Genomic DNA, 14,163 nt, shown 5'->3' on the forward strand with positions numbered 1-14,163 from the left:
AAAGCCGTTGGCGTAAACGCTTAACAAGGATATAGTTTAATCATACGTAACAATGAAAATCTTTGGGAACAATTATGGCAGATGAAAAAGACTTAGAAGTCGACGGTGGTGGCGGTAAAAAGAAAAAAATGATGATCATCATCATTGCCGTTGTTGTCCTGTTGGCGGCTGGCGGTGCAGCATTCTTTTTCATGGGGGGAGAAGAGGCACCCTCTGATGCAGAAGTCGCAGCAGCATTAGAGTCTGGCGAGGGCGAAGCAAGTGATGCAGCACCTGAAGAAGCGAGCGGGGCTTCAGCTGGTTCAGCCTTATATGTGCCAATGCCGAGACCTTTTCGATTTAATGTACCGGGCGCGGCACGTGATCGTTTTGTAGAAATTCGTGTTCAGTTGTTAGTGCGTGGCACAGACAACGAAGAGGAAGCGAAGAAGCACGTACCATTGATAGAGAGCACCCTACTTGGCGTGTTTTCTCTTTCAAATGCTGATGACTTAGCAACGAGTGCAGGGAAAGCATCATTAAAGCAAAAAGCGTTAGCTGAAGTGCAAAAAGAAATGACGTCAATTGCAGGCAGTAAAATCGTTGAAAAAGTGTTGTTCACCGGTTTTGTGATGCAGTAAAGCGAGAGAATAAGGTAATTTCAAGTGAGTGACTTACTTTCACAAGACGAAATTGATGCGCTACTCCATGGCGTCGATGAGGTCGAAGAAGAAGAGATAGTCGAGGAGTTTGAGGCCCAAGAAGGGACCTCTGACTATGACTTCTCGTCACAAGACCGCATTGTTCGTGGTCGTATGCCTACGCTTGAAATGGTTAACGAGCGATTTGCACGTCATATGCGTATCAGTTTGTTCAACATGATGCGCCGCACAGCAGAAGTTTCTATTAACGGTATTCAGATGATCAAGTTTGGTGAGTACGTACATACCTTGTTCGTCCCAACTAGCTTGAATATGGTACGTTTTAGACCATTAAAAGGCACCGCGCTTATCACCATGGAAGCGCGCCTTGTTTTCATCTTAGTAGATAATTTCTTTGGTGGCGACGGTCGCTACCATGCGAAGATTGAAGGTCGAGAATTTACACCGACCGAACGTCGTATTATTCAAATGCTACTCAAGCTTATTTTTGAAGATTACAAAGAAGCTTGGTCACCGGTTATGGACGTGTCATTTGAGTATTTGGATTCGGAAGTTAACCCGTCGATGGCCAACATTGTTAGCCCGACAGAAGTTGTCGTAATCAGTTCCTTTCATATTGAACTTGATGGTGGTGGTGGTGATTTCCACGTCGCACTGCCTTATTCGATGCTAGAACCTATTCGCGAATTACTTGATGCCGGTGTGCAAAGTGATAAAGAAGATACCGACATGCGTTGGTCAAAGGCGCTTCGTGATGAGATTCTTGATGTACCAGTTGAACTGACAACTAAATTTATTGAGGTCGATTTATCATTACAAAAAGTGATGGACTTGAAAGCGGGCGATATCATCCCTGTTGAAATTCCTGACCATGTCACCGTGTTGATTGAAGACTTACCGACATTCCGAGCAAAATTAGGACGTAGCCGTGACAATGTTGCGCTGCAAATTGAAGAGAAGATCAAACGTCCAGAATCCGTTAAATCAGAGCTCACCATTCTGACTAAAGGTGGTAAACGTCTTGATAGTGACGCTGAACTTCACTTGTTAGAAGACGATTTAGAGTATTAAAGAAGAGGCAGTTATGAGTACTGAAGATGATGATTTAAGCATGTGGGATGAGGCCTTAAATGAACAGGCTGAAGCTCGCGAGGCTGCCGACGATGCAGGTGATGCTGAACCCGTTGAGTTGGAAGAATTGGAAGCGCAAGATCCAGCTCTCACAGGTGAAGAAAAGCGTAAGCTTGATGCTATTTTAGATATTCCTGTGACCATATCTATGGAAGTAGGCCGCTCCAATATTAGTATTAGAAACCTGTTGCAACTGAACCAAGGTTCGGTAGTAGAACTCGACCGAGTAGCCGGCGAAGCACTTGATGTACTTGTTAATGGTACACTTATCGCACATGGTGAAGTGGTTGTCGTTAATGACAAATTTGGTATTCGATTGACTGATGTTATCAGCCAGGTAGAGCGTATCAAAAAGCTTAAATAAGGTTATGTCAGTGCAGAGACTCTTGGTTTTTCTTAGTTTAATTGTGACCAGTACTACAGTGTTTGGACAAGAGTCGACGCCACAGGTGGGGAAGCATGTGGCTAGTAGCAACATAGACGTATTAAGCATGTTGCTTTCCCTATTAGCTGTTTTAGCGATGATCGTTGTTGCGGCAATGGTGCTAAAACGCTTTCAAATCGGGCCGCAAGCGACCAAAGGAATGAAAGTTGTCACTTCCTTGCACTTGGGGCCGAAAGAGCGATTAGTTGTCGTCGAGGTTGATGATAAGCAGTTGTTACTCGGTGTGACTGCTCACAACATTTCTATCTTGCAAACCTTAGAAAACCCTTTAAAGCCTGCTCAAGCTATCCCAACAGAGTGGGGAAGCCTTTTTACTAGCGTAATAAAAAAACAATGAAATACCCGTTAGTTATTATATTAGCCTTGATGGCCGTTATGTTTAGTGGTCACGTATTTGCGCAAGAAGAATTAAATCTACCAGCATTGCAGCTGACGACAAATCCTGATGGCTCACAGGAGTATTCAGTTACTCTGCAAATCCTGATTTTCATGACAGCGTTGAGTTTTATACCTGCTGCTGTAATCATGATGACTTCTTTTACCCGTATAGTGGTGATCATGGCGATTCTTCGCCAAGCCTTTGGTTTACAACAAACACCATCGAATCAGGTCATTATCGGTATTACCTTGTTTTTGACCATTTTTATTATGACGCCTGTGTACAATCAAATAGATGAAGTTGCTATTCAACCTTATCTTGCTGAGCAAATGACGTCGGTCGAAGCTATCAATCAAGCTAAAGTCCCGCTGAGGGCATTTATGCTAGAGCAAACACGGATAAAGGACCTTTCTACATTGGCAGACATGGCTGGTATTGAAAGTGTTGATAGACCAGAAGACTTGCCAATGACAGTAATCGTGCCTGCCTTTGTAATCAGCGAGCTAAAAACGGCATTCCAAATTGGGTTTATGTTGTTTATTCCGTTTTTGATTATTGACCTTGTCGTTGCCAGTGTTTTAATGGCAATGGGTATGATGATGTTATCGCCAATGATTGTATCACTGCCCTTTAAGTTGATGTTATTTGTACTTGTTGACGGTTGGAACCTCGTCATAGGTACAATAGCTGCAAGTTATGGTTTGGGGAGTTAGCGATGACACCTGAAGTCTTTGTTGATATTTTAAGAGACGCATTATTTCTCGTCATCTTACTTGTCTGTGCGATTATTATTCCTAGCTTATTGGTTGGTTTAGCCGTCGCTATATTCCAAGCCGCTACCTCTATTAACGAGCAAACACTAAGTTTCTTACCGCGCTTAGTGGTCACTTTATTTGCGCTAATTGTTGGTGGGCACTGGTTGGTGCAGAAACTGATGGATTACACTATTCGGCTTGTGAACAGCATTCCGAGTGTGGTGAGCTAACCATGGAGTTCAATGAGTCGGTAATAAATCAATTTATTGCTGACTTTATTTTACCGTTTACCCGCGTATCAGCGTTGATTATGGCGATGATAGGGCTGGGGTCTAGAACCATTCCTATGCGCGTTAAGCTATTTCTTTGTTTAGCGATAACAGCGGCAATCATGCCTGCAATTCCGCCCGTAAGGGTGGACAACTTGTTTGCGTTTTCTACCTTTCTCTTGGTCGTAGAACAGATATTGATTGGTGTATTAATTGGCTTTGTGACTGTGCTAGTGGTTGAGACGTTCACGTTGGCGGGCCAAATAATCGCGATGCAAACAGGTTTAGGTTTTGCCTCACTTGTTGACCCTGCCAGTGGTATGAATGTACCCGCAGTTGGACAATTCTTTTTGATACTGACGACACTTCTTTTTTGGGCCTTAGATGGTCATTTGACTTATATACAATTCGTCGTTGTTAGCTTTGAAACAATTCCTATTCCTAGCGACGGATTTGATGCTGTTAAGTTTAAAGAGGTCGCGGAATGGGGCGGTTGGATGTTCGCTACTGCACTTTCACTTGCATTAGCACCACTTACTGCCATGCTATTAGTAAACTTTTCATTTGGTATTATGACGCGAGCAGCGCCTCAACTAAACATCTTTGCTATTGGCTTTCCAATTACCATGACAGCGGGTTTAATAATCATGTGGCTAACTATGGGGAACTTCTTAGTCCATTTCGAATTGCAATGGCAACGCGCAGTTGAGTTCACCTGTTACCTTGTGGAGTGTAGGTAGCCATGGCTGAAAATGATTCGGGTGAACGTACCGAGGAACCCACAGCCAAAAAGCTGATGCAGGCTAGACAAAAAGGCCAAGTTGCACGTTCTAAAGAGCTTGGCACCATGTTTGTGTTGATTGGCAGTGCCAGCGCCATGATGCTTGTTGGAGAGCGACTAGTATTGGCGCTCTCTGCAGCCATGAGACGGCTCTTTTCGTTATCACGTGATGAAGTCATGGATGGTAGCAAACTCGGGACGATTATTGGTGATAGTTTAGCGACAGTGGCTATGCCGCTTGCTTGGATATTTGCCATCATTATGTTAGCTGCATTTATCGGTAATATCTTGTTAGGGGGCTTTAATTTCTCGTGGGAGGCAATGGCGCCCAAAGCCAGTAAGTTGTCGCCTTTGGCTGGCTTTAAACGAATGCTGGGCCCACAAGCATGGGTAGAGTTTATAAAGTCCGTTCTCAAATTCTTTGTTGTCTTCTTTGTCGCTCTAACGCTGCTATTTGGACTGTTTGAGGAGATACTACATCTTAGTTTAGAGTCAGTTCCTGGCAACTTTGGTCACGCTACCAGTATGCTACTTTGGATGTTTTTGGCGTTGGCTTGCTCGCTAATTATTATTGCAATTGTTGATGCGCCATACCAAGTTTGGAATCACACAAAGCAATTGCGTATGACCAAACAAGAAGTCAAAGATGAGATGAAAAATACTGAGGGTAGTCCAGAAATCAAAGGACGTATCCGTCGTACCCAATACGAAATGTCGCAGCGTCGAATGATGCAAGACGTTAAAGAGGCTGATGTAGTGATTACAAACCCTACGCATTTCTCCGTCGCGTTGAAGTACGATGCCGAGCAAGGCGGCGCACCGATGATGACAGCGAAAGGTGCTGATGAAATGGCTATCCATATTCGCACTATTGCTAAAGAACATGGCGTAGAAATTCTTGCATCACCAGCCTTGGCTCGATCATTGTTTTATACTGCAGAGGTAAATCAAGAAATACCCGAAGAGCTTTTTGCTGCAGTAGCACAAGTACTCGCATTTATTTATCAACTGAACCTGCATAAGGAAGGCAAAGGAAGAAAGCCCGTCCCACTTAACAAGAACTTACCTATTCCAGACGACTTTCGATATTGATGTCTTTTTACATCGAATCAAATGTGGTGCGATATTTAGCCACTTAACTTTTTAACAATATTCTTGGTCTGCTTATTGCTGTTCCTGTGATAACGTCAAAAAATTATCACCAATTAAGCATGCAGTTATTAGCTAATTTTACACAATTTGACAGAAGCCGAATCAAGAATTTATCTGGGCTAAGTACGCCATTTTTAGTGATGGCGGTACTAGGTATGATCATTTTACCGATGCCGGCGTTTTTACTCGATATCCTCTTTTCGTTTAACATCGCATTATCATTGGTTGTACTGCTAATCACTGTTTATACACTAAAGCCCCTTGATTTCGGTGCATTTCCTACTGTTTTGCTGATAGCGACAATTCTTAGACTATCGCTCAATGTTGCTAGTACGCGTGTTGTATTGCTGGAAGGCCACCAAGGACCTGATGCAGCAGGTGCTGTTATCGAAGCATTCGGCTCGGTTGTTATTGGTGGCAACTATGCTGTAGGTCTCGTTGTATTCTTAATCCTTATTATCATTAACTTCGTGGTTGTGACTAAAGGTGCCGGACGTATCTCTGAAGTAACCGCTCGTTTCACCCTAGACGCTATGCCAGGTAAGCAAATGGCGATAGACGCAGATTTAAACGCTGGCTTTATTACACAAGAACAAGCGCGTGAACGTCGAATTGAAGTGACAAGCGAAGCGGATTTTTATGGTTCCATGGACGGTGCTAGTAAATTCGTTAAGGGTGACGCCATTGCTGGGATACTCATTTTATTTATCAACATCATTGGTGGCCTTGTTATTGGCATGGTGCAGCATGACTTAGATTTCTCGTCAGCGGTTGAAATTTACACCTTACTAACAATTGGTGATGGTCTTGTCGCACAAATACCGGGTCTATTGCTTTCTGTCGGTACTGCTATTGTTGTTACGCGCCAAAACACTTCTCAAGACATGGGTGAGCAGGTCAGCAGCCAGCTTGGGAATGCTCGTTCTCTATACATTGCGGCAGCAGTTATGTTCGTTATGGGCATTGTCCCAGGTATGCCTCATCTAGCATTCTTATTCTTTGCCGCTGTAATTGCTGCACTTGCGTATTTCGGTGAAAAAGTAAAAGCGAAGAAGGCAGTTGAAGAACAACAAAAAGCGCAAGAAGAACAAGTTCAATCGCAGCAACAGCAAGAAGAAACCAAAGACTTGAGTTGGGATGATGTTAATCATGTTGACGTTATAGGTTTAGAAATTGGCTATCGACTGATTCCGCTCGTGGATAAGGCGCAAGGCGGAGAGCTACTAAACCGTATTAAAGGGGTACGCAAGAAGTTGTCGCAAGAATTTGGGTTTTTAGTCCCTGCTGTTCATATTCGCGATAATCTAGACTTAGAGCCTAATACCTATCAAATTTCTTTAATGGGGGTTGCTGTCGGTGAAGCAGAAATTCGTCATGACCATGAGTTAGCAATCAACCCCGGCCAGGTATTTGGTAGCCTTGAAGGCATACCTACTAAGGATCCTGCGTTTGGCTTAGATGCCGTTTGGATAAAGCAGAATCAACGTGAACAGGCACAGGCATTGGGTTATACCGTTGTCGATGCTGCGACAGTACTGGCAACCCATTTGAGCCAAATTTTAACGAATAATGCGGCCCAGTTAATTGGTCATGAAGAAGTACAAAACCTATTGGATAGGCTTGCCCAAAGTTACCCTAAACTTGTCGAAGGATTAATTCCTGATGTATTACCGCTTGGTACAGTGGTGAAGGTACTACAAAACTTGATGAACGAAGGTGTTGCTGTACGTGATATGCGTAGTATTGTGCAAACCTTGGTTGAGTACGGACCTAAGAGCCAAGACACCGACGTACTTACCGCGGCTGCACGTATCACTTTACGCAAATTTATTGTTCAAGACCTTGTTGGCTCTGCTGTTGAAGTACCAGTCATAACCTTGGCGCCAGAGCTGGAACAGATGTTGCATCAGTCAATGCAAATGGCTGGTGATGATGGTGCGGGTATAGAGCCAGGGTTAGCGGAACGTTTGCAAAAGTCGCTAACCGATGGAGCTCAACAGCAAGAATTATCGGGCGATACACCAATATTGCTGACATCCGGTATCTTACGCACCGTTTTGGCTAAATTTGTGAAATACACGATTCCAAGTCTACGAGTAATTTCATATCAAGAAATTCCAGATGACAAACAAATTCGAATCGTCAGTGCAATTGGTCAATAGTCACTAGCATCAACAGGTTAAGTTGTTCGCAAAAGCTGAATTAAGGGGTTATCAGTGAAGATCAAACGTTATGTAGCAAAAGATATGAGAACTGCACTAGCGCAAATCAAAGAAGAGCTAGGCGCCGATGCTGTCATTATGTCCAATAAAAAGATACCGGAAGGTGTCGAATTAATGGCGGCTGTTGATGGATCCCAACCTTCCATCTCAAAAACGGTTGATGAGCCTGTTTCTACAGGATCTATATCGACAAACAATGACGGTTCGTTAAAAGAAGATGTTGTGAGTCTGTCTGCTGCTAAACCTGAACGCATTGAGCCACAAATTAATCTTGATGAACAGGGTGTCGAGCCTGCACCAGCAGATAGCTTAGCCGCATTGCTTGCTCGAAATGTCCAACAAAATAGTGAAACAGCTCAAACACAACAGCCATCGGAAGAAAGTTTAGAACAGCAACTGAAGGCATTTACGACAAAACTTGAACAGCAAGCAGATACACAATCCCAGATGCAAGCTGAACAAGATGAGTGGAGCGCGCCTCCTAGCCAATCTAAAACTGATATCGCGAGTAACCCCAACAATGTGGTATCTATGGATGACTTTAATCAAATGAAAGCCGAGATGGCTTCTATACGTCAATTATTAGAGCATCAAGTGTCAGGCCTAATGTGGCAAGACATGGCACAAAAAGACCCTAGCCGTGCCATGTTGATCGACCGTTTGGTTTCGATTGGTATCACTGAAGAAATGGCTGACCAAATTGCAGGATTTGTACCGGGACATTTTTCGCCAGAAGAAAGTTGGCACAGCGCAATGCAGCTGTTGAAAGAGCAATTAAATACAACCAATAATGACATCATTCATCGTGGTGGTGTAGTGTCTTTGGTTGGTCCTACTGGTGTTGGTAAAACAACAACGCTCGCTAAGTTAGCTGCACGCTTTGCACAAATGCACGGCGCAGACCAATTAGCACTTATTTCAACGGATACATTCCGCATTGGTGGCTTTGAACAGTTAGAAACGTACGGCAAAATCATCGGCTGCCAAGTAAAGTTAGCCAAAGATGCCGAGGCGTTAGAAGTGTTGCTACAACAATTTAGTAACAAAAAGCTTGTGCTGATCGATACCGCAGGCATGGGACAACGTGATTTAAGGTTGGCAGAACACTTATCGACACTCGTCTCCAATAACAGAGTGCGTATAAGAAATTACCTAGTGCTGTCGGCCAACTCTCAACAGGCTGTGATGCAAGAAAATGTTGAACGCTTCAAGAAAATTCCACTTTGTGGTTGTATTTTTACGAAGTTAGATGAAAGCTTAAGCATGGGTGAAATTATTACAACGTCGATACAAAATGGTTTACCAATTGGTTACCTAACAGACGGTCAGCGTGTTCCTGAAGATATTAAAGTTGCAAATGCTGAGAAATTGGTTAGTCTTGCAGAGAAAATAGCAAGTAAATCAGCACTGAAATTCAATTTCAGCTCGAAAAGACAATCGGTGGCAAATGTAGCTGCGGGTTAATTAAGAAGTAGTTTTATAGATGATAGACCAGGCGAGCGGTTTACGAAGAATGCAAGAATTAAAACAAATCAAAGTTATCGCAGTATCTGGAGGTAAAGGGGGCGTCGGTAAAACCAACGTGTCACTCAATACTTCTATTGCACTTGCTAAGCAAGGTAAAAAGGTTTTGGTACTGGATGCCGACTTAGGTTTGGCAAATGTAGACGTGATGCTAGGTTTACGTGTACAAAAAAATATATCTCATGTGCTAAGCGGCGAATGTGAATTAGATGATATTATCATCGAAGGACCGTGTGGTATTAAAATTATTCCTGCAACCTCAGGTACCCAATCGATGGTTGATTTGACACCATCGGAACATGCGGGCCTCATCCGTGCTTTTAGCGATATGCAAACCGACTTTGATGTGTTACTTGTCGATACTGCGGCAGGTATTTCTGACATGGTATTGAGTTTTGCAAGAGCGGCGCAAGACGTTATGTTGGTTGTTACCGATGAACCAACTTCGATCACTGACTGCTATGCCCTCATGAAATTGCTAAGCCGCGACCATGGAGTGTTTAAGTTCAAAGTTGTTGCTAACATGGTACGCAGCGTCAAAGAAGGGCAAAACCTTTTTGCTAAACTGACTAAAGTCACAGATCGATTTTTGGATGTGGCGCTAGAGTTGGTTGCGATAGTGCCGTTTGATGAAAATATCCGTAAAGCTGTGCGTAAACAGCAAGCTATTGTTGATGCGTTCCCTGATTCACCGGCATCAAAAGCATTTGCTCAATTGGCAACCAAGGTCAACAAGTGGCCAATACCGAATAGAGCAACAGGTCACCTCGAATTCTTTATTGAACAGTTAATCGAGCACTAATTACGATTACGGAGTTTAAGTGGTAAAAGCCAACGCTTACACTAACTACACCGACAAGTCAGCTTTATTGCAAGAGCACTCTGTGCTTGTAAAAAGAATTGCTTACCACTTACTGGCTAGGTTACCTGCTAGTGTTATTGTCGACGACTTGATTCAATCAGGCATGATCGGATTGCTGGAAGCAGCCAACAATTTTGATGCTAGCAAAGGGGCGAGTTTTGAGACGTTTGCAGGTATCAGAATTCGTGGTGCTATGCTTGATGAAATTCGTAAAGGTGACTGGACTCCCCGCTCTGTTCATAAAAACTCCCGATTGGTGGCAGACACCATTAAACAGCTTGAAGCTGAGTTTGGTCGCGATGTAACCGATGCTGAAGTTGCTGAAAAACTTGATATTTCAGTAAATGAATACCATCATATTCTTAATGAAGTTAGCGCAGGTAAAATCATTGGTATCGAAGATCTAGGGGTTAGCGAAGATGCGGTCTCCTATGATGAAGACTATCAGCAAGATGATCCTTACCAGAGTATTGAACAAGTAGTTTTTAAAAAAGCGTTAACAGAATGCATTTCGACTTTACCTGAAAGAGAAGCTTTAGTACTGTCTCTCTATTACGATGAAGAGTTGAATTTAAAGGAAATTGGTCAAGTACTTGACGTGAGTGAGTCAAGGGTAAGCCAAATTCATAGCCAAGCGATGCATCGATTAAAAGCACGTATGCAATCTTGGCAAAGTTAAGTAGAATATATAGTAATTTTGTTTAAAACATTTCACCGGAGGGTGCTTTGGATAAAAATATGAAAGTTCTTGTTGTTGATGACTTTTCAACAATGAGACGTATCGTAAAAAACTTACTTCGCGACTTGGGCTTCACTAATATCCAAGAAGCGGATGATGGCAGTACTGCACTACCGATGTTACAAGGCGGCGATTTTGACTTCGTGGTTACTGACTGGAATATGCCAGGCATGCAAGGTATCGACTTGTTAAAAGCAATTCGTGCCGATGAAAAGCTGGCTCATATTCCTGTGCTACTTATTACGGCGGAAGCAAAGAAAGAACAGATCGTAATGGCCGCTCAAGCGGGTGTTAATGGTTATATTGTCAAGCCATTCACTGCAGCAACGCTGAAAGAAAAACTCGACAAAATTTTTGAACGTTTAGGATAAGCGCTAAGCGTGAGGAAATTTAATGAGTAAAGTATCTGGCGGTAACATTACGTTAGAGCAGGCTAAGTCATTAGTTGAGTTCTTAGAAAACGGACAGCAAGATAAAGCGGATGAATTGCTCGCTGAAATTCAAAATCCGATAAACTCTGAGTTGTTTGCTGAGATAGGTAAATTAACGCGTCAGTTACACGACTCGATGATGAACTTCCAGTTGGACTCACGTCTAAACGATTTAGCTAATGCTGACATTCCCGATGCGAAAGAGCGTCTCAATTACGTTATTAGTCGCACAGAAGACGCAGCAAACAAAACAATGGATGCTGTAGAGTCTATATTTCCCGTCGTTGATACTATCCAGCAGCAAGTCAAAGCCGTTGATCCTTTATGGAAAAAGCTTATGCATAACGATTTGAATTTAGGTGAATTCAAAGCATTGTGCACTGACATAGACAAGCTGCTGAAAACTACCTCTACTGAAACAGAACGCATGCATGCGCTGATGACCGACGTATTGATGGCACAGGATTTCCAAGATTTAACGGGCCAGGTGATTCGCAAGGTTATTGACCTTGTTCGCGAAGTTGAAGAAAGCCTAATCAACATGCTTACTGCATTCGGTGTTACAGAAGAACAACAAAATAAAGCAACGCTTAAAACAGGTGAAAACCTTGTTGAAGGGCCGATTGTTAACACAGAAGAAAGAGATGACGTAGTTTCAGGGCAAGATGACGTTGACGATCTCTTATCTAGTCTAGGGTTTTAGCAGGAGTTTGGTGCATGTCCTTTGAAGCGGATGAAGAAATTCTACAAGACTTTTTGATAGAGGCGGGTGAGATTCTCGAGCAATTGTCAGAGCAATTGGTTGAACTAGAAAATGATCCTGACAATGCCGATCTATTAAATGCGATATTCCGTGGTTTCCATACCGTAAAAGGCGGTGCCGGATTTTTATCTTTAACTGAACTCGTTGATGCCTGTCATGGTGCTGAGAACGTGTTCGACATATTGCGAAATAACCAACGTTCAGTAACCCCAGAGTTAATGGATGTTATTTTGCAAGCACTAGATACCATCAATGAAATGTTTGCCATGGTTCAAAGCCGTGAGCAGCCTGAACCTGCTGATCCAGAATTACTGGCAGAATTGCACCGACTAAGTATCCCTGAGGGAGAAGAAGAAGTTGCCGTTGTTGCTGAGCCAGAACCAGAGCCCGTCCAAGAACCTGTATCAGAAGCGTCTGGAGGTGATGAAATCACTGAAGATGAATTTGAAGCGTTACTGGATGAGCTTCATGGTCCTAGCGGAGGCTCTAAACCAACTGCTGCTCCTGAGCCCGCTGCTGAAGGCGATGATATTACAGATGATGAATTTGAAGCGTTGCTTGATGAGCTTCATGGACAAGGTGCATTTTCAGCAGGTGTAAGCAATACTCCGACTGCGGCAACTTCAGACTCTGATGATATTAATGACATGGAGTTTGAAGCTCTTCTTGATGAACTTCATGGCAAAGGTAAAGGACCAAGCGCAGCCAAAGGTGCAGAGCCTGTTAAACCTGCTGCACCGGCAGCACCAGCTTCAGCCAATAAGCCAGCTGCTAAACCAGCGCCTAAGCCAGCTGCAAAACCTGCAGCTGCAGCGAAAGCACCAGCCAAACCTGCTTCGAAAGACAAAAAACCAGCCACACCAGCAGCGCCGCAAGCTGAAACAACGGTTCGTGTTGATACAAAACGACTAGACCAAATCATGAATATGGTTGGTGAACTTGTATTGGTTCGAAATCGCTTGACCAGTTTAGGCCTGACGAAAGAAGACGAAGAATTAACGAAAGCAGTGTCGAATCTCGATGCGGTTACTACCGACCTGCAAGGTGCGGTAATGAAGACACGAATGCAGCCAATCAAGAAAGTGTTTGGCAGATTTCCTCGTGTTGTCCGCGACCTAGCAAGAAGTTTGAATAAAGAAATCAAACTTATTTTGGAAGGTGAAGAAACTGATCTAGATAAGAACTTAGTAGAAGCGTTGGCTGATCCGCTGGTTCACTTGGTGAGAAACTCTGTTGACCACGGTATTGAAGAGCCTGGTGTTCGAGAAGCTAACGGTAAACCACGTGAAGGCACCGTAATTCTTTCTGCGTCGCAAGAAGGCGACCATATCTTGCTAACCATCCGTGATGACGGTGCAGGTATGAACGCTGACAAGCTCAAGGAAATTGCAATTGAACGTGGCGTTCTTGATGCTGAAGCAGCGGCGCGCATGCCTGAAAAAGAAGCGTTTAACCTGATTTTTGCACCTGGCTTCTCGACAAAAACTGAGATCTCTGAAGTGTCTGGCCGTGGTGTTGGCATGGACGTGGTTAAAACGAAAATCACTCAACTCAACGGCACGGTGAATATTGATTCTGAGCGCGGTGTTGGTACAGTACTTGAGATTAAAGTTCCATTAACACTAGCTATTTTACCTACCTTAATGGTAGTGGTTGGTGAGCAAATTTTTGCCTTACCACTTGCTGGTGTGAATGAAATATTCCACTTAGATCTGACCAATACGAATACGGTTGATGGGCAGCTGACTATTATCGTTCGTGAGAAGGCAATTCCACTGTTCTACCTCGATCAATGGCTAGTGAAAGGACATGAGGACAAACCGCGTGACAAAGGGCATGTTGTTATCGTTCAGCAAGGAACGCAGCAACTTGGCTTTGTTGTAGACAGTTTAATTGGTCAGGAAGAAGTGGTTATCAAACCGTTAGACAGGCTGTTACACGGTACGCCCGGTATGGCTGGAGCAACTATTACAAGTGATGGTGGTATCGCGTTAATTTTAGATGTACCTAGTATGTTGAAACATTATGCGAAGAAGTCAGACGTTCATAAAAAGCTACGTAAATAACGG

The 14,163-nt window shown here is 43.4% G+C and carries 15 protein-coding genes; all 15 read left to right on the forward strand.

Annotation, left to right across the window (positions count from 1 at the left end; genetic code table 11):
* Positions 1 to 74: 74 nt before the first annotated feature.
* Positions 75 to 620 carry a flagellar basal body-associated protein FliL gene (gene fliL, locus ACFSJY_RS18030; RefSeq protein WP_386037652.1) on the forward strand — a complete coding sequence of 182 codons (546 nt, stop codon included), beginning with the start codon at positions 75 to 77 and terminating at the stop codon, positions 618 to 620.
* Between the two features lie 24 nt (positions 621 to 644).
* On the forward strand, positions 645 to 1,712 hold the full coding sequence (gene fliM, locus ACFSJY_RS18035) for a flagellar motor switch protein FliM (protein ID WP_386037655.1): 1,068 nt from the start codon (positions 645 to 647) through the stop codon (positions 1,710 to 1,712).
* Positions 1,713 to 1,725: 13 nt separating this feature from the next.
* Positions 1,726 to 2,136: a flagellar motor switch protein FliN gene (gene fliN, locus ACFSJY_RS18040; RefSeq protein ID WP_386037658.1), complete on the forward strand. Its 411-nt coding sequence runs from the start codon at positions 1,726 to 1,728 to the stop codon at positions 2,134 to 2,136.
* A gap of 43 nt (positions 2,137 to 2,179) precedes the next feature.
* On the forward strand, positions 2,180 to 2,554 hold the full coding sequence (gene fliO, locus ACFSJY_RS18045; protein ID WP_386037661.1) for a flagellar biosynthetic protein FliO: 375 nt from the start codon (positions 2,180 to 2,182) through the stop codon (positions 2,552 to 2,554).
* Between the two features lie 29 nt (positions 2,555 to 2,583).
* A complete protein-coding gene (gene fliP / locus ACFSJY_RS18050) occupies positions 2,584 to 3,309 on the forward strand; it encodes a flagellar type III secretion system pore protein FliP (protein WP_386038451.1) in 726 nt (241 codons plus the stop codon).
* Between the two features lie 2 nt (positions 3,310 to 3,311).
* Complete coding sequence (gene fliQ, locus ACFSJY_RS18055) at positions 3,312 to 3,581, forward strand: flagellar biosynthesis protein FliQ (protein WP_386037664.1); 270 nt, start codon at positions 3,312 to 3,314, stop codon at positions 3,579 to 3,581.
* A 2-nt stretch (positions 3,582 to 3,583) separates the two neighbouring features.
* Positions 3,584 to 4,360: a flagellar biosynthetic protein FliR gene (gene fliR / locus ACFSJY_RS18060; protein ID WP_386037667.1), complete on the forward strand. Its 777-nt coding sequence runs from the start codon at positions 3,584 to 3,586 to the stop codon at positions 4,358 to 4,360.
* Between the two features lie 2 nt (positions 4,361 to 4,362).
* Complete coding sequence (flhB, locus tag ACFSJY_RS18065) at positions 4,363 to 5,493, forward strand: flagellar biosynthesis protein FlhB (protein ID WP_386037670.1); 1,131 nt, start codon at positions 4,363 to 4,365, stop codon at positions 5,491 to 5,493.
* A 119-nt stretch (positions 5,494 to 5,612) separates the two neighbouring features.
* Positions 5,613 to 7,715, forward strand: coding sequence for a flagellar biosynthesis protein FlhA (flhA, locus tag ACFSJY_RS18070; RefSeq protein ID WP_386037673.1), 2,103 nt, complete (start codon positions 5,613 to 5,615; stop codon positions 7,713 to 7,715).
* 54 nt (positions 7,716 to 7,769) lie between these two features.
* Positions 7,770 to 9,239, forward strand: coding sequence for a flagellar biosynthesis protein FlhF (gene flhF / locus ACFSJY_RS18075; RefSeq protein ID WP_386037676.1), 1,470 nt, complete (start codon positions 7,770 to 7,772; stop codon positions 9,237 to 9,239).
* 19 nt (positions 9,240 to 9,258) lie between these two features.
* Entirely contained in the window at positions 9,259 to 10,101 is an 843-nt protein-coding gene (locus tag ACFSJY_RS18080; protein WP_386037679.1) for a MinD/ParA family protein, read from the forward strand.
* Between the two features lie 19 nt (positions 10,102 to 10,120).
* Positions 10,121 to 10,840 (forward strand): RNA polymerase sigma factor FliA, encoded by a 720-nt coding sequence (locus tag ACFSJY_RS18085; RefSeq protein ID WP_386037682.1) that lies wholly within the window; start codon positions 10,121 to 10,123, stop codon positions 10,838 to 10,840.
* A gap of 47 nt (positions 10,841 to 10,887) precedes the next feature.
* Positions 10,888 to 11,271, forward strand: coding sequence for a chemotaxis response regulator CheY (cheY, locus tag ACFSJY_RS18090; RefSeq protein WP_115999548.1), 384 nt, complete (start codon positions 10,888 to 10,890; stop codon positions 11,269 to 11,271).
* A gap of 22 nt (positions 11,272 to 11,293) precedes the next feature.
* Positions 11,294 to 12,034, forward strand: coding sequence for a protein phosphatase CheZ (locus ACFSJY_RS18095; RefSeq protein ID WP_386037686.1), 741 nt, complete (start codon positions 11,294 to 11,296; stop codon positions 12,032 to 12,034).
* A 14-nt stretch (positions 12,035 to 12,048) separates the two neighbouring features.
* Positions 12,049 to 14,160, forward strand: coding sequence for a chemotaxis protein CheA (locus ACFSJY_RS18100; RefSeq protein ID WP_386037689.1), 2,112 nt, complete (start codon positions 12,049 to 12,051; stop codon positions 14,158 to 14,160).
* Positions 14,161 to 14,163 lie beyond the last annotated feature (3 nt).

This window comes from Thalassotalea euphylliae (assembly GCF_042682785.1).
Classification (GTDB): Bacteria; Pseudomonadota; Gammaproteobacteria; order Enterobacterales; family Alteromonadaceae; genus Thalassotalea_F; species Thalassotalea_F euphylliae.

Coding starts and splice junctions, on each gene's coding strand:
- fliL (WP_386037652.1), top strand. CDS start 75: ATGGCAGATGAAAAAGACTTAGAAGTCGACGGTGGTGGCGGTAAAAAG.
- fliN (WP_386037658.1), top strand. CDS start 1,726: ATGAGTACTGAAGATGATGATTTAAGCATGTGGGATGAGGCCTTAAAT.
- fliP (WP_386038451.1), top strand. CDS start 2,584: ATGGCCGTTATGTTTAGTGGTCACGTATTTGCGCAAGAAGAATTAAAT.
- fliQ (WP_386037664.1), top strand. CDS start 3,312: ATGACACCTGAAGTCTTTGTTGATATTTTAAGAGACGCATTATTTCTC.
- fliR (WP_386037667.1), top strand. CDS start 3,584: ATGGAGTTCAATGAGTCGGTAATAAATCAATTTATTGCTGACTTTATT.
- flhB (WP_386037670.1), top strand. CDS start 4,363: ATGGCTGAAAATGATTCGGGTGAACGTACCGAGGAACCCACAGCCAAA.
- flhA (WP_386037673.1), top strand. CDS start 5,613: ATGCAGTTATTAGCTAATTTTACACAATTTGACAGAAGCCGAATCAAG.
- ACFSJY_RS18080 (WP_386037679.1), top strand. CDS start 9,259: ATGATAGACCAGGCGAGCGGTTTACGAAGAATGCAAGAATTAAAACAA.
- ACFSJY_RS18095 (WP_386037686.1), top strand. CDS start 11,294: ATGAGTAAAGTATCTGGCGGTAACATTACGTTAGAGCAGGCTAAGTCA.
- ACFSJY_RS18100 (WP_386037689.1), top strand. CDS start 12,049: ATGTCCTTTGAAGCGGATGAAGAAATTCTACAAGACTTTTTGATAGAG.